The 22,089-nt window shown below is 69.7% G+C and carries 19 protein-coding genes; 13 read left to right on the top strand and 6 right to left on the bottom strand.

All coding sequences use genetic code 11. The annotated features are described in order from the left end of the window. Window positions 1–95 precede the first annotated feature (95 nt). The gene (locus tag ACZ5EF_RS17450) at window positions 96–659 is read left to right on the top strand and encodes an MFS transporter (RefSeq protein WP_346061347.1); all 564 of its coding nucleotides are present in this window, start codon (window positions 96–98) and stop codon (window positions 657–659) included. Window positions 660–884: 225 nt separating this feature from the next. Here ACZ5EF_RS17450 and ACZ5EF_RS17445 read toward each other — a convergent pair whose 3' ends face one another. Beyond that, on the bottom strand, window positions 885–1,901 hold the full coding sequence (locus ACZ5EF_RS17445; RefSeq protein ID WP_346061348.1) for an isocitrate dehydrogenase: 1,017 nt from the start codon (window positions 1,899–1,901) through the stop codon (window positions 885–887). Window positions 1,902–2,027: 126 nt separating this feature from the next. Next, entirely contained in the window at window positions 2,028–2,957 is a 930-nt protein-coding gene (locus ACZ5EF_RS17440; RefSeq protein WP_346061349.1) for a LysR family transcriptional regulator, read from the bottom strand. A gap of 130 nt (window positions 2,958–3,087) precedes the next feature. Here ACZ5EF_RS17440 and speB point away from each other — a divergent pair, with 130 nt between their 5' ends. After that, window positions 3,088–4,005, top strand: coding sequence for an agmatinase (gene speB, locus ACZ5EF_RS17435; protein ID WP_346061350.1), 918 nt, complete (start codon window positions 3,088–3,090; stop codon window positions 4,003–4,005). Window positions 4,006–4,042: 37 nt separating this feature from the next. Then, complete coding sequence (locus ACZ5EF_RS17430) at window positions 4,043–5,431, top strand: APC family permease (RefSeq protein ID WP_346061351.1); 1,389 nt, start codon at window positions 4,043–4,045, stop codon at window positions 5,429–5,431. A 74-nt stretch (window positions 5,432–5,505) separates the two neighbouring features. On the opposite strand, the gene ACZ5EF_RS17425 is transcribed toward ACZ5EF_RS17430, so the two are convergent. Then, complete coding sequence (locus ACZ5EF_RS17425; protein ID WP_346061352.1) at window positions 5,506–6,330, bottom strand: helix-turn-helix transcriptional regulator; 825 nt, start codon at window positions 6,328–6,330, stop codon at window positions 5,506–5,508. Window positions 6,331–6,608: 278 nt separating this feature from the next. Here ACZ5EF_RS17425 and ACZ5EF_RS17420 point away from each other — a divergent pair, with 278 nt between their 5' ends. Both ACZ5EF_RS17420 and ACZ5EF_RS17415 read left to right on the top strand, forming a co-directional pair. Then, window positions 6,609–7,550 (top strand): cobyrinic acid a,c-diamide synthase, encoded by a 942-nt coding sequence (locus ACZ5EF_RS17420; protein WP_346061353.1) that lies wholly within the window; start codon window positions 6,609–6,611, stop codon window positions 7,548–7,550. Window positions 7,551–7,612: 62 nt separating this feature from the next. Continuing rightward, window positions 7,613–8,773 carry a toxic anion resistance protein gene (locus tag ACZ5EF_RS17415; protein WP_379730151.1) on the top strand — a complete coding sequence of 387 codons (1,161 nt, stop codon included), beginning with the start codon at window positions 7,613–7,615 and terminating at the stop codon, window positions 8,771–8,773. Between the two features lie 223 nt (window positions 8,774–8,996). Here the strand turns inward: ACZ5EF_RS17415 and ACZ5EF_RS17410 are convergent, their stop codons facing one another. Further along, window positions 8,997–10,382, bottom strand: coding sequence for a hypothetical protein (locus ACZ5EF_RS17410; RefSeq protein ID WP_346061355.1), 1,386 nt, complete (start codon window positions 10,380–10,382; stop codon window positions 8,997–8,999). A gap of 209 nt (window positions 10,383–10,591) precedes the next feature. On the opposite strand from ACZ5EF_RS17410, the gene ACZ5EF_RS17405 reads away from it, so the two are divergent. From ACZ5EF_RS17405 to ACZ5EF_RS17395, 3 genes are all read left to right on the top strand, one after another. Further along, complete coding sequence (locus ACZ5EF_RS17405; RefSeq protein WP_346061845.1) at window positions 10,592–11,941, top strand: MFS transporter; 1,350 nt, start codon at window positions 10,592–10,594, stop codon at window positions 11,939–11,941. Window positions 11,942–12,048: 107 nt separating this feature from the next. Continuing rightward, window positions 12,049–13,350: an ATP-grasp domain-containing protein gene (locus ACZ5EF_RS17400; protein WP_346061356.1), complete on the top strand. Its 1,302-nt coding sequence runs from the start codon at window positions 12,049–12,051 to the stop codon at window positions 13,348–13,350. A gap of 15 nt (window positions 13,351–13,365) precedes the next feature. Then, a complete protein-coding gene (locus ACZ5EF_RS17395) occupies window positions 13,366–15,399 on the top strand; it encodes a CocE/NonD family hydrolase (protein ID WP_346061357.1) in 2,034 nt (677 codons plus the stop codon). A 128-nt stretch (window positions 15,400–15,527) separates the two neighbouring features. Here the strand turns inward: ACZ5EF_RS17395 and ACZ5EF_RS17390 are convergent, their stop codons facing one another. Next, a complete protein-coding gene (locus ACZ5EF_RS17390) occupies window positions 15,528–16,142 on the bottom strand; it encodes a flavin reductase family protein (RefSeq protein WP_346061358.1) in 615 nt (204 codons plus the stop codon). A 79-nt stretch (window positions 16,143–16,221) separates the two neighbouring features. On the opposite strand from ACZ5EF_RS17390, the gene ACZ5EF_RS17385 reads away from it, so the two are divergent. Beyond that, entirely contained in the window at window positions 16,222–16,740 is a 519-nt protein-coding gene (locus tag ACZ5EF_RS17385) for a retropepsin-like aspartic protease family protein (RefSeq protein WP_346061359.1), read from the top strand. A 3-nt stretch (window positions 16,741–16,743) separates the two neighbouring features. Here the strand turns inward: ACZ5EF_RS17385 and ACZ5EF_RS17380 are convergent, their stop codons facing one another. Then, window positions 16,744–17,022, bottom strand: a complete 279-nt coding sequence (locus tag ACZ5EF_RS17380; protein ID WP_346061360.1) for a CDGSH iron-sulfur domain-containing protein — start codon at window positions 17,020–17,022, stop codon at window positions 16,744–16,746. Between the two features lie 240 nt (window positions 17,023–17,262). Here ACZ5EF_RS17380 and ACZ5EF_RS17375 point away from each other — a divergent pair, with 240 nt between their 5' ends. From ACZ5EF_RS17375 to ACZ5EF_RS17360, 4 genes are read left to right on the top strand one after another with little or no spacing between them, the layout of a single operon-like run. Next, the gene (locus tag ACZ5EF_RS17375; protein WP_346061361.1) at window positions 17,263–18,801 is read left to right on the top strand and encodes an ABC transporter substrate-binding protein; all 1,539 of its coding nucleotides are present in this window, start codon (window positions 17,263–17,265) and stop codon (window positions 18,799–18,801) included. Then, window positions 18,789–19,769 (top strand): ABC transporter permease, encoded by a 981-nt coding sequence (locus ACZ5EF_RS17370; protein WP_346061362.1) that lies wholly within the window; start codon window positions 18,789–18,791, stop codon window positions 19,767–19,769. The genes ACZ5EF_RS17375 and ACZ5EF_RS17370 overlap by 13 nt, the downstream gene beginning before the upstream one ends. Next, complete coding sequence (locus tag ACZ5EF_RS17365; RefSeq protein ID WP_346061363.1) at window positions 19,766–20,593, top strand: ABC transporter permease; 828 nt, start codon at window positions 19,766–19,768, stop codon at window positions 20,591–20,593. The genes ACZ5EF_RS17370 and ACZ5EF_RS17365 overlap by 4 nt, the downstream gene beginning before the upstream one ends. Next, window positions 20,590–22,029, top strand: coding sequence for an ABC transporter ATP-binding protein (locus ACZ5EF_RS17360; RefSeq protein ID WP_346061364.1), 1,440 nt, complete (start codon window positions 20,590–20,592; stop codon window positions 22,027–22,029). The genes ACZ5EF_RS17365 and ACZ5EF_RS17360 overlap by 4 nt, the downstream gene beginning before the upstream one ends. Window positions 22,030–22,089: the final 60 nt, after the last annotated feature.

Genomic DNA, 22,089 nt, shown 5'->3' with positions numbered 1-22,089 from the left:
GGTAAGATCAGATTCCCGCCCTCTATCCGCGCACCCCGGCCGGGGCCGCGCCCCAGGCGCCCCGGGAGGAGGCCGGGCCGCGGCTGCCCGTCTCATTGCCGCTGACCTGCCTGGCGGCGGTGGCCTGCTTCTACCTCACCATCGGCTCCTTCTGGGCCTTTATCGAGCGGGCCGGGGTGGATGCCGGCCTGGGCGACGCCTTTATCGCCAACGTCCTGACCCTGGGCAACGTCTTCACCCTGGCGGGCTGCGTGGCGGCGGTCTGGCTGAGCAACCGCAGCGGCCAGTCGCGGGTGCTGATGGCGGCGCTGCTCGGCATGGGCGGGGTGCTGGCGCTGCTGGCCCTGGAGATCAGTGCGGCGACCTTTATCATCGGTACCTTCGGCTTCTGCATCGCCTGGCTGTTCACCGATATCTTCCAGCTCGGCACCCTGAGCCATATCGACCGCTCGGGGCGCTTCGCCGCCCTGGTGCCGGCCGCCCAGGGGCTGGCCCAGACCATCGCCCCGGCCCTGGCCGGATTCCTGCTGAGCCGCCAGCTCGGCTACGCCTCGGTGATGTGGCTGGGCGCGGCGGGCTCCCTGGCCGCCCTGGGGCTCTATGTCCTGGTCTATGCCCGGCTGCGGCGGCTGGCGCCTGAGCTCGCCGACGCGGCCTGAGAGGGTGTTTACAAACTACTGCGCTAGGCCATGCGGCGTTGAAATCAGCCTCGTGCGCGAGTCCGATCAAAATGCTCATTTAACACCCAGTAAACTCCGCTTTTTCGGCTGATTTCGCCTTGCCTGGCCGTCGCTCGTGACATTTGTAAAAGCCCTCTGCGTAGCAGCCAGAAACGCCCGGGCCCGGCGAGTTGCCGGGCCCGGGTATATCGGATGGGAAACGCCTTAGTTGGCTCGGCAGTACTCGACCAGGGCCTCGGCGAAGCTGTCGGTGGTGCCGCTGCCGCCCATGTCCGGGGTGACCCGGTCGCGGTCGCGCTCCAGCACGGCGCGGATGGCAGTGCGGATCTTGGTGCCCTTGTCGACCATCCCCAGGTGGTCGAGCATGTCCGCCGCGGCCAGCAGCAGGGCGCAAGGGTTGGCCAGCTTCTGGCCGGCGATATCCGGGGCCGAGCCATGCACCGCCTCGAAGATGGCCGCGTCCTTGCCGATATTGGCCCCCGGAGCCAGGCCCAGGCCGCCCACCAGGCCGGCACAGAGGTCGGAGAGGATATCGCCGAACAGGTTGGTGGTGACGACCACATCGAACTGGTGGGGATTCATCACCAGCTGCATGCAGGCGTTATCGACGATCATCTCCTGGAATTCGATCTCGGGGAATTCCCGGGCCACCTCCCGGGCCACGTCGAGGAAGAGCCCGGAGCTGCTCTTGATGATATTCGCCTTGTGCACCGCGGTGACCTTCTTGCGGCCCTTGCTGCGGGCCAGCTCGAAGGCGTAGCGCACGATGCGCTCGGAGCCCGAGCGGGTCACCTTGATGGTCGCCAGGGCGGTCTCGCCATCCTCGCTGAGGCTCTGGCCCTCGGCCAGGTAGGCGCCCTCGGTGTTCTCGCGCACCGTGATCAGGTCGATGTCCTCGTAGCGCGAGCGGGTGCCGGGGAAGCTGATCGCCGGGCGCACATTGGCGTAGAGGTCGAAGTGGCGGCGCAGTTGCACGTTGATGGAGGAGAAGCCCTTGCCCACCGGGGTGGTCAGGGGGCCCTTCAGGGCCACGCCATGCCTGGCGATGGCGTCCAGGGACGCCTGGGGAATCAGGGTGCCGTGCTTCTCCAGGGCGCCCAGGCCCGCCTCGATCACCTCGTACTCCAGCCCACAGTCCAGCGCCTCGAGCACCCTGAGGGTGGCCTCCATGATCTCGGGGCCGATGCCATCTCCCTTGATAACCGCAACGGTCTTGCTCATCGCTTGCTCCTTGGCCACTTGTGGTGGCGATTGCTGTGGGCGGACGTCCCGGAGGCGGCCTCTGACCGAGGCGGGGACGGCGTTTAGGGTACGCCGAGTGTCGTTTTTATGCAGTCATCCTTTTCGCTATTCCCAGGCCCCCGACTCGCCGGCGAAGTCGAGCAGCTGCCGGCGCAGCCAGGCCTGGGGCGCCTCGTTGGCATAGAGGCCGTGGTGGATCAGCTGCATCTCCAGGCGCGGCAGGCCCGGCGGCGGTGTGACCAGGCGCACCGGCAGCAGGCCGGCGAAGAGTTCCGCCATGCGCCGCGGCAGGACCATCAGCGCCTCGCTGCCGGCGACGATGCGCGCCGCCGCCATGTAGTTGAGGTTCTGCGAGATCACCCGGCGCGATAGCCCCTGGCTCGCCAGCCAGGTATCCACCCGGCCGGCGTGCAGGCCGCTGATATCGGCCAGGGCCACCTGGGGGCAAGCGACGAACGCCTCCAGGCTCAGGGCCTCGCCCACGGCGGCGTTGTCCCGGGCCGCCAGGCAGACCAGCTCCTCCCCCATCCAGGGCCGCTGCACCAGCTCGGCAGGCAGGCCCGATACCGCCTCCGGCCCCACCACCAGGTCGACCCGCCCCTCGGCGAGGCCCGAGCGCAATACCTCGTCGGTGATCAGGGCGATCTCCAGGGTGATGCCCGGCGCCCGGCGGCGCAGCCCGGCGAGGAAGGCGGGGTAGAGCACCTCCTCGAAGTAATCGGTGGTGGCGATCACGAAGTGATGCGCGCTGGTGGCGGGGTCGAAGGGCGCCGGCGGCGCTAGCCCCGTCTCCAGCAGGGCCAGGGCCTGGCGCACCCGGGGCAGCAGCGCCTCGGCGCGGGGCGTGGGGCGCATGCCGGCCTCGGTCTTGACCAGCAGGGGATCGTCGAGGGCCTCGCGGAGGCGGCGCAGGGCATGGCTCAGGGCCGGCTGGCTGAGGTGGAGGCGCTCGGCGGCACGGGTCACGTGGCGCTCTTCCATCAGGGCGGTAAAGACCCGCAGCAGGTTGAGATCGAAACGGCGTAGCGCGGACATGCTGACCTATCGGCTGGATGGGACTGGGTAATTCATACCATGCATGTGGCTATCTTTTTAATTCATTTCATCAATGAATGGAGGCTCCCTAGGCTGAGGGCATCCCCCATGACCCAGCAGAGGTGTCCTTATGTCCCATCAACAGAGTGCTCCCAGCATCTACGCCACCCTGGCCGCCACCCTGATGCAGTTCCCCGCCGACGATGATCCGGTCAACGGCGACGCCGAGGTGGTGGTCACCGGGGTGCCCTTCGACCTGGCCTGCTCGGGGCGCTCCGGCACCCGCCTGGGGCCCAACGCCATCCGCCTGGCCTCGGCCAACCTGGCCTGGGAGGGCGAGCGCTGGCCCTGGGGCTTCGCCCTGGAGGAGCGGCTCAAGGTAGTCGACTGCGGCAACCTGGGCTTCAACTACGGCGAACCCCAGAGCCTGGTGGATAACCTGGAGACCCATGTAACGCGGCTGCTGGGCGCCGGCAAGCGGCTGCTCAACCTGGGCGGCGACCACTTCATCAGCCTGCCGTCGCTACGCGCCCATGCCCGCCACTTCGGGCCCCTGGCGCTGATCCATGTGGATGCCCATACCGACACCTACTCCGGCGGCACCCGCTTCGATCACGGCTCGATGTTCTATCACGCAGTGAAGGAGGGGCTGGTGGATACCGAGCGCTCGATCCAGGTCGGCATCCGCACCACCTATGACCGGGCGTCGCACCCCTTCGAGGTGCTGGATGCCGCCTGGGTCAATGAGCATGGTCCGGCGGCGGTGGTCGAGCGCATCCGTGCCCGGGTCGGCGAGCACCCGGCCTACCTCAGCTTCGATATCGACGGCCTCGATCCCTGCTATGCCCCGGGCACCGGGACCCCGGTCAGCGGCGGCCTGACCAGCGACTGCGCCCTCAAGCTGATCCGCGGCCTCCAGGGCCTCAATCCGGTGGCCATGGACCTGGTGGAGGTCAATCCCGCCTACGACCACGCCGAGATCACCGCCCTGACCGGGGCCACCCTGGCCTTGGAGTATCTCTACGTGCTGGCCGCCAACAAGCGCTGAGCCGGGCCCTTTATCACAACAACACGAGGAGTCGCTTATGGCCTCCCCCGACACTGCCGCCAAGACTCTGTCGCGGCGGGATATCTCCCTCTATGCCATCTCCGCCATCCTGCTGGTGGACCAGATCGCCCTGTCGGCGGCGGTGGGCCAGTCGGCACTGTTCTGGTGGCTGGTGGTGATCCTGCTGTTCCTGCTGCCCAACACCCTGGTCACCGCCGAGCTGGGCACCCGCTACCCGGAGCAGGGCGGCATCTACGCCTGGGTGAAGCGCGCCTTCGGCCCCCGCTGGGGGGCCCGCATCACCTGGCTCTACTGGATCAATATCGCCCTGTGGATGCCGGCCATCTTCCTGATGTTCGCCGGGGTCTTCTCGGCGCTGTTCTGGCCCGACATGACGCTCTGGCAGCAGGTGTTGATGGGCGTCGCCCTGTGCTGGCTGACGGCCCTGGTCAACAGCCTGCCGCTGGGCATCAGCAAGTGGATCCCCAACCTGGGTACGCCGCTGAAGTTCCTGGTGATCCTGGTGCTGGGCGTCGGTGGCCTGCTGTACGGGCTGCGCGAGGGCTTCGCCAATGACCTGAGCCTGGCCACCGCCCTGGCCGATCCCTGGGCCGGTCTCGCCTACCTGCCGGTGATCGTCTACGGCTGCCTGGGGGTGGAACTGGTCAGCGCCGAGAGCGAGCGGATCAGCGAGCCGCGGCGCAATGTGCCCCGGGCCATGCTTACCGCCGGCCTGGTCACCGCGGCCTTCTACCTGTTCGGCACCCTGGGGGTCCTGGCGGCGGTGCCCGCCGAGGAGATCGACATGGTCACCATCATCGCGGTGAGCATGCAGCGGCTGTTCGGCGACTCGCCCCTGGGGCAGTGGCTGGCCATGGGCCTGGGGGCGGCGGCGCTGGCGACCTTCTTCGCCACCATGGTGACCTGGACCCTGGGCGGCAACCGCTCCATGGCCGAGGCGGCGAAGGCCGGGGAGATGCCGGCGCTGCTGGCCTGGCAGCCCAGGGGGCATCGGGCGCCCCTGGGGGCGGCGCTGATGACCAGCCTGGTGGGCAGCGCGGTGCTGCTGATCTATGGCCTCAGCGCCCTGGCCGCCGAGGCGCTGTTCTGGACCCTGTTCTCCTTCGGCGCCATCATCTTCCTGCTCCCCTACCTGGCCATGCACCTGGCCTTCCTGCGCCTGCGCAGTGAAGGGGGCGAGGCGGCCGGGGTCCAGGGCTTTCGCGCCCCCGCCGGGCCGCTGCTCTCCGCGCTCTGCCTGCTGGTGCTGGGCGCCGCCATCCTGCTGTTCTTCTGGGTCCCCGGCGAGCCCCTGGACGGGGGCTTCCTGATGCAGGTCGGCCTCGGCGTCGGCCTGACCCTGGTGATCGGCGAGGTCCTGGTGCATCGCGGCGAGCGCCGCGCCCGGAGCGCGGCACTGCCCTGAGACAGGCCGTCATGAAAGGCACCACGCCCCGCGGCCGAACCAAGCCCCGGGGCGTGGTGCGTTGCGGGATGGCATCAGCCGTTCTGCTGGCGGGAGACGAGGGCCACGTGGTCGAGGAACAGCCGGAACAGCTGCGACTGGCTGGAGACCCCCAGGCGCTGGTAGAGGTGCTTGCGATGCACCTTGACGGTGCCGTCGCTGATGTCGAGCTCGCGGGCCGCCGACTTGGTGGAATGGCCGGCCAGCAGCAGGCGCACGATCTCCTGCTCCCGGGCGGTGAGCACCCCGGCGCCGAAGCTGGCGAAGGCCGCCTCCACCGGGGCCTGGGCGTCCAGGTCGGCCTGGAACTGCCCGCCCTGCCACTTCCAGTACTCCACCAGCAGCACTTCCACCAGGGGCGCGATATGGCGTAGCGCCTGGAGGGTGCGCCGGGTCAGCTTGCCGCCATCGGCGCGGAAGCCCAAGGAGGCGACGATCACCACGTCTTCCGCGACCCGGGCGAAGAGCCCCACCTCGTCGGCCAGGCCCAGGGCCCGGTAGTAGTGGTGGTAGTAGTCGCTGGCCTCGAAGCGGTCCGGGGCCAGTTCCTTGAGGCGATGGGCGCCCTGGTCGAGGCCAGCGTCCACGGCGGCGAAGAAGGGGTCGAGCAGGTAAGCCTCGCTGAGGTAGCGGTCGATGCCCTGCTGGCGCTTGTGGGCCGGGTAGTCGTCGTGGATCAGTAGCGGCCTGAGGCGCCCCTGGTAGGTATTGATCAGGATGGTGTCGAAGCCGCTCAGCTCCTGCAACTGGGTCGACAGGCTCAGGGGGAACTGCGGCGTCGGGGCCTCGCGAATCAATTGCGCGAGGCGGCGATGCCAGTCGAGGCTGGCGGGCTGGGCGAGCAGGTCGGTCAGGGACATGGATCGGGGCCGGAAAGGATACCGGCCTCAGCATACCACGGCTGGGAATTCACCAGCCTATGGCTTCGACCCTTAGTCAACGTATGTTTTTCCGGCGACTGACTACAGTGGCAGGGTGCAAACCGATAACTGACGCAGGATAAGACGATAAACAGCAGGCCCTGGAGGAGGCCGCCCGCGGCAAGCAGGGGCATTAAACGGCCCGCGGCAGGGATTGCGACTAGGCTTGTCGGCATCGGGCGGCCCCGACGGTCGCCCGCCGATGCACGGGGGTGACCATGCTGGGATTTCTGCAGGGTTTCGCCTATGGCCTCTTCCTGACCTGCTGGCCCTGGCTGGTGGTGGGCCTGGTGGCACCGCCCCTGGCGTTGCCCACCGACGAACCCAGCCGGGCGCAGGCGGTGCTGCGCTACGCCCTGATCGCGCCTTTCCTTGGCCTGCTGCTGTGGCTCACCTCCCTGTGGGGCGGCCTCGATCCCAGCCTGTGGGGCTGGCTGGCCGGCCTCTCCGCCATCGCCGTGGCGATTCCGGTGGAGCGTCGTTTGCGTGGCTGGTGGGGGCGCCGCCGTCGCGCCCGGCTCCAGGCGCGCCTGGATGACGAGCTGGTGCGGCGCCGCGAGCGCGAGGCCCGGGAGGCCCATGAGGCGGACCTGCTGCGCCTGGATAGCGGGACGCCGCCCGCCGAGGCGGACGACCTGGTCCGGGCGCTGTGCCACGCCAAGGGGGCCCTGGAGGCGAAGGGGCGCAGCGACCTAGCGCTTCAGGCCGACCGCCTCTATAGCCGCTACCGGCGGGTGCTGGCGCTGCTGGAGGGCAGTTTCCGCCGCGACGAGGTCACCTATGAGCGGGCCCATGGCCTGGTGGGCGAGGTGGGCAACGAGGCCCTGGGGCACCTGCAGGCCATGGCCACCCTGTTGGAGGGGGTGGCGGGGGTGGATGCCGATTTCGTGCGCCGCCGCCTGGCGCGCCGCGAGCCGCGGCTCGGCGTGGAGGAGTGCCTGGCCCTGGAGCGGCGCCTGGCCCTGGTGGAGGAGACCGAGCGCAGCCTGCACAGGGTGCTGGCGCGGCTCGAGGCGATCCTCACCCTGCTCGACGATACCTGTGTCAGCCTGGCCCGCCTTCAGGCGGAGGCGCCGCGCAACGGCGCCCGGGGCGATGCCCTCGAGGCCCTCAAGCGTTTCACGGAGCGCGCCGAGCGCTATGGCCGGCGCGGCTCGTGAAGCCCGTCAACTCCGTCAACCCTGGCCCGGGCTATGCTGAGGGCACGCGGTGGAGGAGGCATATGATGACAGAGTCCGATCGGCGGCCCTTGTCGCTGCCCACGCCGGAGGAGATCGCCCGTCAACTGGAGCGGGAGGCGGCCCCCGATAGCGACGACCTGGCGGCGGAGGCCGAGGCCTGGGTCATCCGGGTGCTGGAGGAAAATGTTCGCGAACGTCAGCGACGCGCCGTGGACGAACTGGGGCTGGACGCCCAGCACCGCGCCGCCCATCAGAGCGAGATGCTCAAGACCCCACTGCACAAGCTGGCCCGGCACAGCGAGGATGGCGGGCCGGTGGCCCAGGCACTGGTCGGCCTGCGCGAGCGTATGCAGGAGCTGGATCCCCAGGCCCACCAGCTCGAGCCGCGGCGCTTCGATTGGCTGCTCAATCGCCTGCCCGGCGTCAGCAGCCGATTGCAGCGCTATTTCCGCCGCTTCGAGAATGCCCAGCAGGCCATCGATGGCATCATCGACGAGCTCCAGGCGGGCCGCGATGTGCTCTATCGCGACAACCTGACCCTGGGCGACGATCAGGAGGCGCTGGAGCAGACCCTGGCCGAGCTCAATCATCAGCTGGCCCTGGGCCGGGCCATCGAGGCGCGGCTCCAGGCCAGTCTCGCCGAACGCGATCCGGAGGCGGCCGAAAGGGCCTTTATCGAGCAGGAGCTGGGCTTCCCATTGCGCCAGCGGCTACTCGACCTGCAGCAGCAGGTGGCGGTCTGCCAGCAGGGGATCCTGGCCCTGGAGGTGATCATCCGCAATAACCGCGAGCTGATGCGCGGCGTGGAGCGGGCCATCAACGTCACGGTGGCGGCCCTGGGGGTGGCGGTCACCGTGGCCCTGGCCCTGGCCAACCAGCGCATGGTGCTGGATCGGGTGGAGGGGCTCAATGCCACCACCAGCGAGATGATCTCGCGTACCGCCAAGACCCTGCGCGCCCAGGGGGTGGATATCCAGACCCGGGCCGCCTCGGCGATGCTCGATATGCAGGCCCTGGAGGAGGCCTTCGGCGAGGTGATGGCGGCCATCGATGACCTGGCGGACTATCGCCGCGAGGCCCTGCCCACCCTGGGCGAGCAGATCGAGCGGCTGGATGCGCTGACCCGGCGCGGTCAGGCCGCGGTGGACGACCTGGTGGGCGAACGGCGCGACGACCGGGCCAACGACGAGGGGGTGGCCTAGGCCACCCCCTTATCTTTGGTTCATCGCACTTTGGCGTGAATACCCTTGTGGGAGCGCGGATTCCGCGCGATATCGCCCGAAAGGCGATTAAGGCGCCTGACGGCGCCAATCGTTCGGCAAAGCCAAACTCCCACAGTAGCAAGCCGGAGATCTGCTATATCGTGGCTTCATGCTGATCTGCGAAGAATCTTATCTTTCTACGCAGTGCCTGACTCGGCGCCCCTTATTCGGCAATCAGGCTCAGGGTGTAGGTGCCGCTGCTGTTACTGCCGTAGGAGCGGGCGATGGCGCGGTACTCGCCGGGCTCCAGGTGGGCCTGGATACGCGAGTCGAGGCCATTGCCGCCGTCGTCATTGCTCTCGAAGACGCCGTTACCCTCCAGTTCCAGGAAGGTGTCCAGGTCGCTGGACATCATGTCCAGGCGATAGCGACCGGCCTCGGTGATCTCGAAGGCGTAGTAGTCCTGGGCGCCGGGCTCCAGCCAGGCCTCCAGGGATTCGCCCAGGGCCAGTTCGCCGCCGCTGGGCAGGTCGCCGATCTCCCTGGATGCCACCGCCAGTTCGAAGAGACCGCTGGCGTTGCTGCTGTAGCTGCGCGCCACGAGGGTGTAGCTGCCCGGCTCCAGGCGCTGGCGAATCTGCGAGTCGAGACCGTTGCCGCCGTCGTCGTCGCTGGTGGAGACACCGGACCCGGAGAGCTCCAGGTAGGTGTCGAAGTCATCCGACTTCAGGTCGATGGTGACCAGGGCCGCCTCGTCCACCACCAAGGTGTACTCCAGGCGCTGACCGGAGAGCCAGCCGTTGAGGGTCTCGCCCACGCTGACCTCGCCACCGTTGCGCAGGTCGCCGTCGTGGGGCAGCTCCTGGGGCTCCACGTTCAGTTGGTAGAGGCCACTGCCCTCGCCGAAGGCACTGCGTGCGGTGACGGTGTAGTCGCCGGGCTCCAGGAAGTCGCTGATGCGGGCGTCGAGGTCGCCGGCACCGTCGTCGTCCTCGCGGAAGAAGTTGCCGGGGCCGGAGAGCTCCAGGTAGGCGTCGAAGTCATCGGAGTTCATCTCGATGCGATAGAGCCCGGTTTCCTCGATGGTCAGCGGGTAGGTCGCCGGCCCGTCCTGCAGCCAGCCGTCCAGGGACTCGGAGACCACCAGCTCGCTGCCGCCGACGCTCAGCTCGATCTCGCGGCTGTTGAGGTCGAAGGGGCCGAAGCTGTGGGCATCGACGCCGCTGACCACCACCAGGTAGTCGCCGGTCTCATCGATGCGGCGGCGCAGGGTGCCGCCGGGCGGCCCGTAGGGGTCGCTGGCGCTGGTGGCCAGCAACTGGGTCTCGTCATCGTAGAGGGCCAGGCTGCCGTGGAGGGCGCCGCCCAGGGCGAATTCCACCAGGGTGCCCTCATCGAGGGTCAGGGTATGACGGGCGAAGCGGCTGCCGTCCTTGCCGTTGAGCTCGCTGGCGGAGGTGATCTCGCCGCGGTGGCGTTCGCCCAGCTCGATGGCGTGAAGGGTGATGGCGTCGGCATCGCTGTCGGCGGGCTGGGTGCAGCCGGCCAGCAGGCCGACGGTGGCGCCGCCGAGGACGACCAGGGTCAGGGAAGAGGCACGATTGGCCATGGAAGCATCCTTGTTCGATGGCAAGCATCGGTTGGTGCGAAGGTAAGGCCCGGCGCACCGGACCGCGATTCAACATCAGCATTATAGGGAATTTCTCGCCGATTTCGCCCCCCTCGAGTGAGAGTCATGGCATCGAGGCGGGTATGATGCCGTGACGCGCGGCACACGGGGTGCCGCGACAACCCCAGGGAGTCCCCAGCATGCAGGCGATGCCCGCCGGCGCCCCCCCCCGGGAGCGCGCCTCCCGCCGCGAAATCTTCGGTTGGGCGATGTTCGATTTCGCCAACCAGGCCTATACGCTGCTGATCATCACCGTGGTGTTCGGCGAGCTCTTTACCACCGTGATCGTCGGCGACCGCGGCGATGGTTACCGCTTCGCCAACCTGCTGTGGAGCCTGGCCCTGGCCCTGAGCTACCTGCTGGTGGTGATCAGCGGCCCGGTGTGTGGCGCCATCATGGACTACTCGGCGGCCAAGAAACGCTTCCTGTTCGTCAGTTACCTGGTCACCGTGGGGGCCACGGCGCTGCTCTACTGGGTGGCACCGGGTTATGTGTGGCTGGGCTTCGCGCTGATCGTCATCTCCAACACCGCCTACTCCCTGGGCGAGTCCTTCATCGCCGCCTTCCTGCCCGACCTGGGGCCGCCCCGGGACCTGGGCAAGATCTCCGGCTTCGGCTGGGCGCTGGGCTATGTGGGCGGGCTCTTCGCCGCCGGCTTCACCCTGGTGATGCTGGGCGAGGCCACCACCGAGAACTTCGAGCGCATTCGCTGGGTGGGGCCCTTCGCCGCCGGCTTCTTCCTGATCACCGCGATTCCCACCTTCCTGTGGCTGAGGGAGCGCGGTCGTCCCCAGACGCTGCCGCCGGGGCGGGGCTATCTCGCCATCGCCGGGGATCGGGTCGCCACCACCCTCCACGAACTGCGTCACTTCCGTGACCTGGCGATCTTCCTGGTGTCGTTGCTGTTCTCCATGGCCGGCGTCTATATCATCATCGCCTTCGCCTTTATCTACGGCGCCCAGGTGATCGGCTGGGACGCCGAGATCCGCAACCTGATGTTTATCATCGTGCAGATCACCGCGGCGGCGGGGGCCCTGGGCTTCGGTTTCATCCAGGATCGCATCGGCGCCAAGGTCACCTACCTCTGCACCCTGGGGCTCTGGGTGGCGGCGATTCTCGCCATCTGGGCCACCCCCGAGCTGACCGCCTGGCTCAATGCCCGCTTCCAACTTGGCTGGGAGGCCCAGCACCTCTTCCTGGTGGTGGGCTGCCTGGCGGGCCTCTCGCTGGGCTCCAGCCAGTCCGCCAGCCGCGCCCTGGTGGGGCTCTTCTCGCCGCTGGCCAAGTCCGCCGAGTTCTTCGGCTTCTGGGGCCTGGCCAACAAGCTGGCCGGGGTCTTCGGCATCGTCGCCCTGGGCCTGCTGCAGTCCCTGGTGGGGCTGCAGGCCTCCATCCTGCTCTGCGCGGCGCTGTTTATCGTCGCCATCCTGGTCTGCCTGTTCGTCAACCAGGCCCGCGGCCAGCGCGCCGCCGAGGCCTGGCATAACGGCCGAGCCTGAGCGGCGGCCCTTCATGGGGCGGTGCCACGATCGGCACGGCGATCGCCTTCCTCTCCCCAGTGCTGAACTATGCTCCTGAGAGGTACCGCGGTGGGGAGGGGCGCATCATGGGCAGTCGTCATATCTTCGTGGTGGGGTTGAACGAGGCCAACCACGAGCGCCTGCGGCGATTGCGCGGCGCCGAGCACTGGCAGTTCCACGGCGTCATCGAGCCGGCGGCGGTCTACGACACCGAGGAGTTCGATATCGCCGCCATGCTGGCCGAGGCGACCGCCGAGCTGGAGGCCTTCGGGGAACCCATCGCCGCCGTCGTCGGCTACATGGACTTCCCGGTCTCCACCATGCTGCCGATCCTCTGCGAGCGCTTCGGCACCCGCACCACCAGCCTGGAGAGCCTGCTCAAGTGTGAGCACAAGTACTGGAGCCGGCGGGTCCAGCGCGAGGTGATCCCCGAGCATATCCCGGCCTTTACCGCCTTCGATCCCTTCGACGAGCGGGCCCTGGAGGTGATCGGCGCGGCGGGGCTCTACTTTCCCTTCTTCGTCAAGCCGGTCAAGTCGTCGGGCTCCAAGCTGGGCTTTCGCATCGCTACCCCCGAGGACTTCCAGGCCGCCATCGCGTGCCTGCGCGCCGAGATCGGCCTGATCGCCGATCCCTTCAATACCGTGCTGGAGCACGCCCGCCTGCCGCCCGAGGTGGCCGAGGTGGATGGCGGCTACTGCATCGCCGAGGAGATCATCGGTGGCTGGCAGTGCACCCTGGAGGGCTACGTCTTCCAGGGCGAGCCGGTGGTCTACGGGGTGGTCGACTCGATTCGCTACCCCGGGGTGCTGAGCTTCTACCATTATCTCTACCCCTCGCAGCTGCCGCAGGTGGTGCAGGACGAGATGATCGGCCTGGCGAAGCGGGTGATGGCGCATATCGGCTACGACAACGCGGCCTTCAATGTCGAATTCTTCTGGGACGAGGTGCAGGGGCGCCTCTGGTTGCTGGAGATCAACACGCGGATCTCCCAGTCCCACTGCGATCTCTTCGAGAAGGTGGATGGGGTCAGCCACCAGCAGGTCACCGTCGACCTGGCGCTCGGGCAGCGCCCCGATATGCCGAGCCGCCAGGGCGACTATGCGCTGGCCGGCAAGTTTTTCCACCGGGTGTTCTTTCGTGATGCGGTGGTCAGTCGGGTGCCTACCGAGGAGGAGATTGCGGCCCTGGAGGCCGACTATCCCGGTGCAGTGATAGACGTCCAGGTGGTCGCGGGCCAGCGCCTCTCGACCCTGCCCGAGCAGGACAGCTACAGCTATGCGCTGGCCCATGTCTGGCTGGGGGCGGCCGACTACGCCGGCCTGCTGGCCGACTACGAGGCCCTGGCGGCGCGGCTGGCCTTCGAGTTCACCGAGATCGAGAGCTGAGTGGAGGAGGGCACCATGCGTATCGTCACCGATTTTCCGCGGCGGGTGATGGAGGAGGAGACCTGGATCCCGCTGCCCGACGGTACCCGCCTGGGGGCGCGGATCTGGCGGCCGGAGGATGCCGAGCGCCACCCGGTGCCGGCGATCCTCGAGTACCTGCCTTACCGCAAGCGCGACCTGACCGCCACCCGCGACGTCCAGGTGCACCCCTACTGGGCCGGCCACGGCTACGCCGGGGTGCGAGTCGATATCCGCGGCACCGGCGAGTCCGACGGCGTGCTCACCGACGAGTACCTGCCCCAGGAGCTCGACGACGGCCTGGTGATCCTCGAGTGGCTGGCCGCCCAGCCCTGGTGCAGCGGCGACGTCGGCATGGTGGGGATCTCCTGGGGTGGCTTCAATGGCCTGCAGATCGCCGCCCTGCGGCCGCCCCAGCTCAAGGCGGTGATCACCCTGTGCTTCACCGATGACCGCTACGCCGACGACATCCACCATATGGGCGGCTGCCTGCTGGGCGACAACCTCTCCTGGGCCTCGACCATGTTCGACGGCAACGCCTGTCCGCCCGACCCCGAACTGGTGGGGGAGCGCTGGCGCGAGATGTGGCTGGAGCGCCTCGACGGCAGCGGCCTGTGGCTGGCCCAGTGGCTGGCCCATCAGCGCCGCGACGCCTACTGGAAGCACGGTTCGGTGTGCGAGGACTACTCGCGCATCCAGTGCCCGGTCTACGCCATCAGCGGCTGGGCCGATGGCTACTGCAATGCGGTGTTCCGGCTGCTGGAGGGGCTCGAGGTGCCGCGCAAGGGGCTGGTGGGCCCCTGGGCCCACAAGTACCCGCACCTGGGGGTGCCGGGGCCGGCCATCGGCTTCCTGCAGGAGGCGCTACGCTGGTGGGACCAGTGGCTCAAGGGCGAGGAGACCGGGATCATGGACGAGCCCATGCTGCGCCTGTGGATGCAGGAGTCGGTGCCGCCTTCGGCCCGCTACGAGGAACGCCCGGGACGCTGGGTCGCCGAGCCCGACTGGCCTTCCCCGAATATCCAGCCCTGGGCCCTGCGGCTGACCCCGGGCCATGGCCTGCTGCCGGAGGCGGCGGCGGACGACGACGATCCCGAGGCGACCCTGGATATCCGCTCGCCGCTCTCGGTGGGGCTCTACGCCGGCAAGTGGTGTTCCTACAATGCGCCGCCGGACCTGCCCCACGACCAGCGCGACGAGGACGGCGGGGCGCTGATCTTCCAGACCGCGCGTCTCGAGGCGCCCCTGGAGATCTGCGGCGCCCCGCTGGTCGAACTCACCCTGGCCGCCGACCAGCCGGTGGCCATGGTGGCGCTGCGCCTCTCCGACATCGGCGAGGACGACAAGGCCACCCGGGTCTCCTATGGGCTGCTCAACCTCACCCACCGCGACAGCGACGAGCATCCCGAGCCCCTGGCGCCGGGGCAGCGCTATCGGGTGCGCATCCCCCTCAAGCATATCGCCCAGCAGTTTCCCGCCGGCCACGCCATCCGCCTGGCGCTCTCCACCAGCTACTGGCCGCTGGCCTGGCCGGCGCCGCGGCCGGCACGCCTGACGGTATGGCCCGCCGAGAGCCGCCTGCTGCTGCCGCGGCGCGAGCCGCGGCCCCAGGAAGACGCCACACTCCGCGCCTTCGCCGAGCCCGAGGGGGCGCCGCCGCTGGCCAAGACGCTGCTGCAGCCGACCCAGGAGACCTGGCGGGTGATCCGCGACCTGGCCAACGACGAGACGCGGCTGGAGGTGATCCACGACGAGGGGCGCTACCGCATCGACGATATCGACCTGGAGATCGCCGCCCGGGTCACCGAGCGCTACGACTATTCCTACGGCAACTACGACAGCCTCAGCGGCTGGACCGAGTGGCGGCGCAGCTTCAAACGCGGCGACTGGGAGGTGCACACCCTGACCCGCACCCTGCTGACCAGCGATCCGGAGACCTTCCGCATCCGCGCCACCCTGGACGCCTGGGAGGGCGACACCCGCATCTACGCGCGGACCTGGGACGAAACGATCCCCCGGGACCTCGTCTAGCGGCGCCTAGCCGGGCCGCTCCAGGGCGAAGCGGTCGCTGCAGCGCACCCGTGGGGGAGGGCGGAGCCTAGCCGGGCCGCTCCAGGGCGAAGCGGTCGCTGCAGCGCACCCGTGGGAGAGAGCGGAGCCTAGCCAGGCCGTTCCAGGGCGAAGCGGTCGCTGCAGCGCACGAAGTCGGAGCCGGCCAGGCGGCCGATGGGCCGCAGCGCCTCCAGATGCACGTGGCGGCCATCCCAGACCGCCGCATCGGCATGGATCACCACCACCTCGGCGAGTACCAGGTTGCCGGACAGCGGGCGGTCGCCGAAGCGGATCACCTCGCGCACCCGGCAGCCGAAGGCCATCCTGGCCTCGGCGATGCGCGGCACCTGCAGGTCACCGAGTGCTGCCTTGGTCAGCCCCGCATGGGCGAACTCGTCCTCGCCGTAGTGCAGGGGCGCGCTGGTGGCGTTGAGGGCCTCGGCCAGGGATTCGCCGCCGATATGGATCACGCACTCGGCCCCGGCGTCCAGGTTGCGGGTGGTGTCCTTGGGTTCGCCCTGGCCGTTGAGCAGCGGAGAAAAGGCCAGCACCGGCGGGTCGACGCTGGCCACATTGAAGAAGGAGAAGGGCGCCAGGTTGGCCTGGCCCTGGGCATTGATGCTGGAAACCCAGGCGATGGGGCGTGGGGCGACGGCGCCGGAGAAGAGCCGGTAGAGGGTGCCGGCGGAGAGCTGCTCGACGTGCAGTGGTAACGAATTCATGGGATTCTCGCGGTCATGGAGCCAGTGACTATCCCAGCATGGGGCAGGGCGCGCGTCCAGGACGGACAAGGAGAGGCGAATGCATGATGACAGGGCCGCCCGGCGCTTCGGCCTGGGCATGATGCTGCTGTTCTGGGTGCTGCTGATCGGCAGCGGTACCTGGTGGTTCCAGAACCACCTGGAGGAGCGCCGTAACCCCAATGCCCACCTGGTGCGGGCCAGCGACAGCGGCGAGCCGGTGCGCCTCAAGCGCAATGCCGGCGGCCACTTCGTGGCCACCGGGCGCATCAATGGCGAGCCGGTGGAGTTCATGATCGACACCGGGGCCAGCTATGTGGCGGTCTCCGAGGCCCTGGCCGACCAGTTGGGCCTGGAGGTCGGCGCCAGCGCCTGGTTCCAGACCGCCACCGGGCGCAGCCGGGGCCACCTCACCACCCTCGACGAGGTGGCCCTGGGTGGACTCAGCGCCCAGCAGGTGCGCGGGGCCATCAACCCCGGCATGAGCCCCGACCTGGCCCTGCTGGGCATGAGCTTCCTCAATCACTTCGATATCCAGATCCGCGGCGAGGAGATGATCCTCAGCCTGCCGCCGCGCTGAGCCTCAGGAGCGCCCCGGCCCCTCCTTGCCCACCTGCTCCTGGCCGAACTTCTTGTGGGTGCCATCGCAGAAGGGCGCATTGCCGGTATGCTTGCAGCGACACAGGAAGGCGGCGCCATCCTCCTCGGCCACGAAGCGCTGCGGCGTGAAGCCGGTGCCCCTGTGGGAGCCGTCGCAGAAGGGCTGGTTTCGGGAGCGGCCACAGACGCAAAAGTCGTATGCCTTGCCCTTCTCCAGTTCCACCTTCCTGGGTTTGTTATCGGCGATCACTGGCTGACTCATGGGGCCCCCGGCGCAGATGGATAGAACGATAAGAAGGACGGTACGATCAGTGTGGAAGTGAGGAGGCCGTGGTGCCAGTCGGTCCCCGCCCATGGCCTCGAATAGCGACCCCCTGATGTGGCTGAGCGGCATGTCACCCGCGTGGTAATCGAGAACTGTTCTCGCGATACTTCGTTATGTTATAAGGTATCTTTTTTGGCGGCATGTTCTGCCGTACCCCCTGCCAAGGAGCCCTGTCTCATGCCTTCCTCTCGACGCCTGCTCGCCGGCCTGGCCCTGGCCACCAGCCTGATCTCCCCGCCGCTGCTGGCCGATGCTCGGCCCCTGGCGGTGGTCGCCCCCTGGGAGGTCACCGGCAGCGATCCCTCCACCTCCGGCTATATCTTCGGCCGCATGGGCATCGCCGAGACCCTGGTGGAGGTGGACGCCGAGGGGCGCCCGGCCCCGGGCCTGGCCAGCGACTGGGCGGTCGACGAGGAGGGCCTGAGCTGGCGCTTCGTGCTGCGCGACGGCGTGCTCTTTCATGACGGCACGCCGCTGACCGCCGAGGCGGTGGCCGCCAGCCTGCGTTATGCCCAGGCCAAGCCGGGCATGCTGAGCTCGGCGCCGATCGCCGCCATCGAGGCCGACGGTGATGCCGTGGTGATCACCCTGGAGGCGCCCTTCGCGCCGCTGCCGGCGCTGCTCACCCACTCCACCACCCAGATCCTGGCCCCGGCCGCCTACGCGGAAGACGGCCGGGTGGAGGCGATGATCGCCACCGGGCCCTATCGTCTCACCGAACTGTCGCCGCCCCAGCGCCTCACCGCCGAGCGCTTCGCCGACTACTGGGGCGCGGCGCCGGCCATCGAGGCGGTCAGCTACCTGGCGGTGGGGCGCGGCGAGACCCGCGCGCTGATGGCCGAGAGCGGCGACGCCGATATCGTCTTCACCCTGGACCCCGCCAGCCGCGGCCGCCTGGCCCGCCAGGAGCGACTGGCGCTGCATGCCGAGCCGCTGCCGCGCACCATCGTGATCAAGGTCAATGCCGGCCACCCCTTCCTGGCCGACGAAACGGCCCGCCGGGCCCTGAGCCAGGCCATCGACCGTCGCGGCATCGCCGCCGGCCTGCTGCGCGACCCCGAGGCCGCCGCCCCCGAACTCTTCCCGGCGAGCCTCGGGCCCTGGCACCTGGGGCTGGATGGCGAGGCCGGCGGCGACCCGGCAGCGGCCCAAGGGCTGCTCGATGACCTGGGCTGGCAGGCCAATGGCCAGGGCGTCCGCGAGCGCGATGGCGAGCCCTTCCGGCTGACCCTCACCACCTTCGCGGATCGTCCCGAGCTGCCGCTGGTGGCCACCGCCCTGCAGGACCAGTGGCGCGAGCTGGGCATCGACCTGGAGGTGGCGGTGGGCAACGCCAGCGGCATTCCCTCCGGGCATCGGGACGGCAGCCTGGAGCTGGGCCTGGCGGCCCGCAACTACGGCCTGGTGCCCGATCCCCTGGGCACCCTGTCGGATGATTTCGGTGGCGACGCCCAGGCCCCGGGCGGCGACTGGGGCGCCATGAACTGGTCGGACGCCGAGGTGACGGCCTGGCTCGATACCCTGCGCCATGACGCCGACCCGGCGACCCGGGCCGAACTGGCCGGCCGGGTCGCCGAGCGCCTGAATCAGGCCATGCCGGTGATTCCGGTGGCCTGGTACCAGCAGACCGCCGCGGTCAATGCCGAGCTGGAAGGCTTCTCCATCGACCCGCTGGAACGCAGCTACCGCCTGGAGGAACTGACGTGGACGCCGTGACCTCCCGACGCTTCCCGGCCCTGAGCGGTGGCCTGGGCGGGGTGCTGCTGCCGCGGCTGTTCCAGGCCGGCCTGGTGGCCTGGCTGGTGGGCACCCTGACTTTCGTGCTGACCCGCACCCTGCCCGGCGACATGGCCTATCGCATCGCCGCCGGCCGCTACGGACACGACATGGTCAACAGCGCCGCCGCCGAGGCGGTGCGTGTCGAGCTGGCCCTCGACCAGCCGGCGCTGCTGGCCTACCTGAACTGGCTGGGGGACCTGCTGCGCCTCGACCTGGGGAATTCCCTGGTCAGCGGCGAGCCGGTGCTCCACGAGCTGAGTCACCAGCTCGGCCACTCCCTGGGGCTGGCGATGGTGGCGGTGCTGCTGTCGCTGCTGCTGGGCCCGCCCCTGGGCCTGGCGGCGGGGCTGCGTCCCGGCGGCGTCCTGGACCGCGCCAGCGAGGGACTGGCCAGCCTGCTGCGGGCGCTGCCACCCTTCGCCCTGGGGCTGCTGCTGATCCTGCTCTTCTCGGTGAGCCTGGGCTGGCTGCCCGCCGCCGGCCATGGCCGCGTCGCCCACTTCGTGCTGCCGGCGCTGACCCTGGCCCTGGCGCTGGCCGCGGTCTCCAGCCGGGTGGCCCGCAATGCCATGGTCGAGGTCTCCGGCTCCGCCTACTACGCCTTCTCGCGCACCAAGGGGCTGGGCGAGCGCCTCAGCTTCCTGCGCCATGGCCTGCGCAACGCCGCGGTGCCCATCGTCGCCTACCTGGGCGTGCAGTTCGTCTACCTGATCGAGGGCGTGGTGGTGGTGGAGACCCTGTTCGCCTGGCCCGGCATCGGCCACTCCCTGGTGCACGCCATCGTGGCCCGGGACGTGCCGATGATCCAGGGCACCGCCCTGGTGATGGGCCTGATGTTCGTGGCCCTCAATACCGGGGTGGACCTGCTCTGCCACGGGCTCGACCCCAGGAGGCGCCAGTCATGAGCGCGACGACTCCGTTCACCGCGGGTCGCGTCGGGCGGCGCCGTCTCGCCACCCGCCAGCGCCTGGGCCTCGGCCTGCTGGGGCTGCTGTTGGCCATCGCCTGGCTGACGCCCTGGCTGCATGACGCCGACCCGGCCCGCCAGCAGCTGACCCGTATCCTCGAGCTGCCCACCCTGGCCACGCCGCTGGGCACCGACCACCTGGGCCGCGATCTGCTGGCACGCACCGCCGCCGCCCTGCGCCTGTCGCTGGGCATGGCGCTGCTCAGCGTGGTCAGCGCCGCCGTGCCGGGCATCCTGCTGGGGGTGATCGCCGGCTGGCGGGGCGGTTGGGTCGACCGGGTGCTGGGTAGCCTGGCCGATGCCTGCCTGGCGCTGCCGGGGCTCTTGCTGGTGTTGCTGCTGGTGGCCATCGCCCCCGGCAACTTCTGGGCCCTCTATGTGGGCATCGCCCTGGTGCTGTGGATCGAGTACTTCCGGGTGGTGCGCGCCCGCACCCGGGTGCTGGTGGCCTCGCCGCAGCTGGAGGCCAGCCGCCTGCTGGGCTTCGGCCCCGGTTACCTGTTCCGCCGCCACCTGTGGCCGGAGCTGGCCCCCCAGGTGTTGACCCTGGCCGCCTTCGGCGCCGCCAGCGCCATCCTGGCCATGGCCGCCCTGGGCTTCGTCAGCGTCGGCCTGCGTCCGCCCACCGCCGAGCTGGGGCTGATGATGACCGAGCTGTTGCCCTACTACCACGAGGCGCCCTGGGCCATGGCCCAGCCGATCCTGGTGCTCTGCCTGCTGGTGCTGAGCCTCAATCTGCTGGCTGGGAGGGATCCCCGATGAGTGACCGTCTGCTGCAAGCCACTAACCTGAGCATCCACGGCGAGGGGGTAAGCATCGCCCCCATCGCCTTCACCCTGGCCCGCGGCGGCCGCCTGACCCTGCTGGGCGAGACCGGCTCCGGCAAGAGCCTGGTCGCCCAGGCCATTATGGGCATTCTGCCAATCGGCCTCGGTGCCAGTGGGGAATTGGTCATCGAGGGCCGGGGCTACGCCGCCGCCGATGGGGCCTCGCGACGCGCCCTCTGGGGGCGGCGCCTGGCGCTGCTGCCCCAGGAGCCCTGGCACGCCCTGGACCCCACCATGGCCTCCGGCGCCCAGGTGGCGGAGAGCCACCGCTTCCTGGGTGGCCTGGGGCGTCGTCGGGCCCGGGAGGCGGCCCTCGGCGACCTGGCCGGGCTGGGTCTGGAGGGCGCCGATCGCCGGCTGCCCGGCGAGCTCTCCGGGGGCATGGCCCAGCGGGTCGCCTTCGCCGCGGCCAGCGCCGGCGGCGCGCCCCTGGTGATCGCCGACGAGCCCACCAAGGGCCTCGACGCGCCGCGCCGCGACGCCGTGGTGCGGCTGCTGGCCGCCACCCCGGAGCGCGGCGGGGCCCTGCTGACCATTACCCACGATATCGAGGTGGCCCGGCGCCTGGGCGGCGAGGTGATCCTCCTGCGCCGGGGCCGGGTGGTGGAGCGTGGCCCCGCCGAGCAGCTGTTGAGCGCGCCGCGCAGCGACTACGCCCGGCGCCTGCTGGACGCCGAACCGGCCCGCTGGCCGGCCCCCCCGCCGCCCAACACGACCGGCGAGCCCATCGTCGAAGCCAGCGGCCTGGCCAAGTGGCGCGGTGGCCGCGAGCTGTTCCGCGACCTGGACCTGAGGCTCAAGCCCGGCGAGATCGTCGGCGTGGTGGGGCCCTCCGGTTGCGGCAAGAGCACCCTGGGCGACCTGCTGCTGGGCCTGACCGCGCTGGATGCGGGCGAGGTCAAGCGTGCCCCGGGCCATCGCCTGGCCTTCCAGAAGCTCTACCAGGACCCGCCGGCGGCCTTCTCGCCCCACTGGACCCTGGCCCGGCTGCTGGAAGACCTGGTGCGCCGTCACCGCCTGGATCGCGCCGCCATCGCCCCGCTGATGACGCGGCTGGGGCTGGACCGGGCCCTGCTCGAGCGTCGTCCCGGCGAGATCTCCGGTGGCGAGCTGCAGCGCTTCGCCATCCTGCGGGTCTTGCTGATGGAGCCGCGTTTCCTGTTCGCCGATGAGCCCACCTCGCGCCTCGACCCCATCACCCAGCGCGATACCCTGGCCCTGCTGGTGCAGCTGGCCCGGGAGCGCCACTGCGCGGTGATGCTGGTCAGTCATGACCCGGCGCTGATCGAGCGAGTCTGCGACCGGCGCCTGGTGCTGGGTGGCGAGGAGGCAGCGCTCGCGTCCGAGAGCCTCGACGCCCAGGCGGTCTAGCCGCGCTGTCGCCGGGAGGCAACAGCGCGAGGAACAAATCGACAACGCCGGCGAGCGGCT

The organism is Bisbaumannia salifodinae, assembly GCF_055388505.1.
Note: the sequence above shows the minus strand (reverse complement) of the source record. Positions and strands in the feature narration are given on the sequence as shown.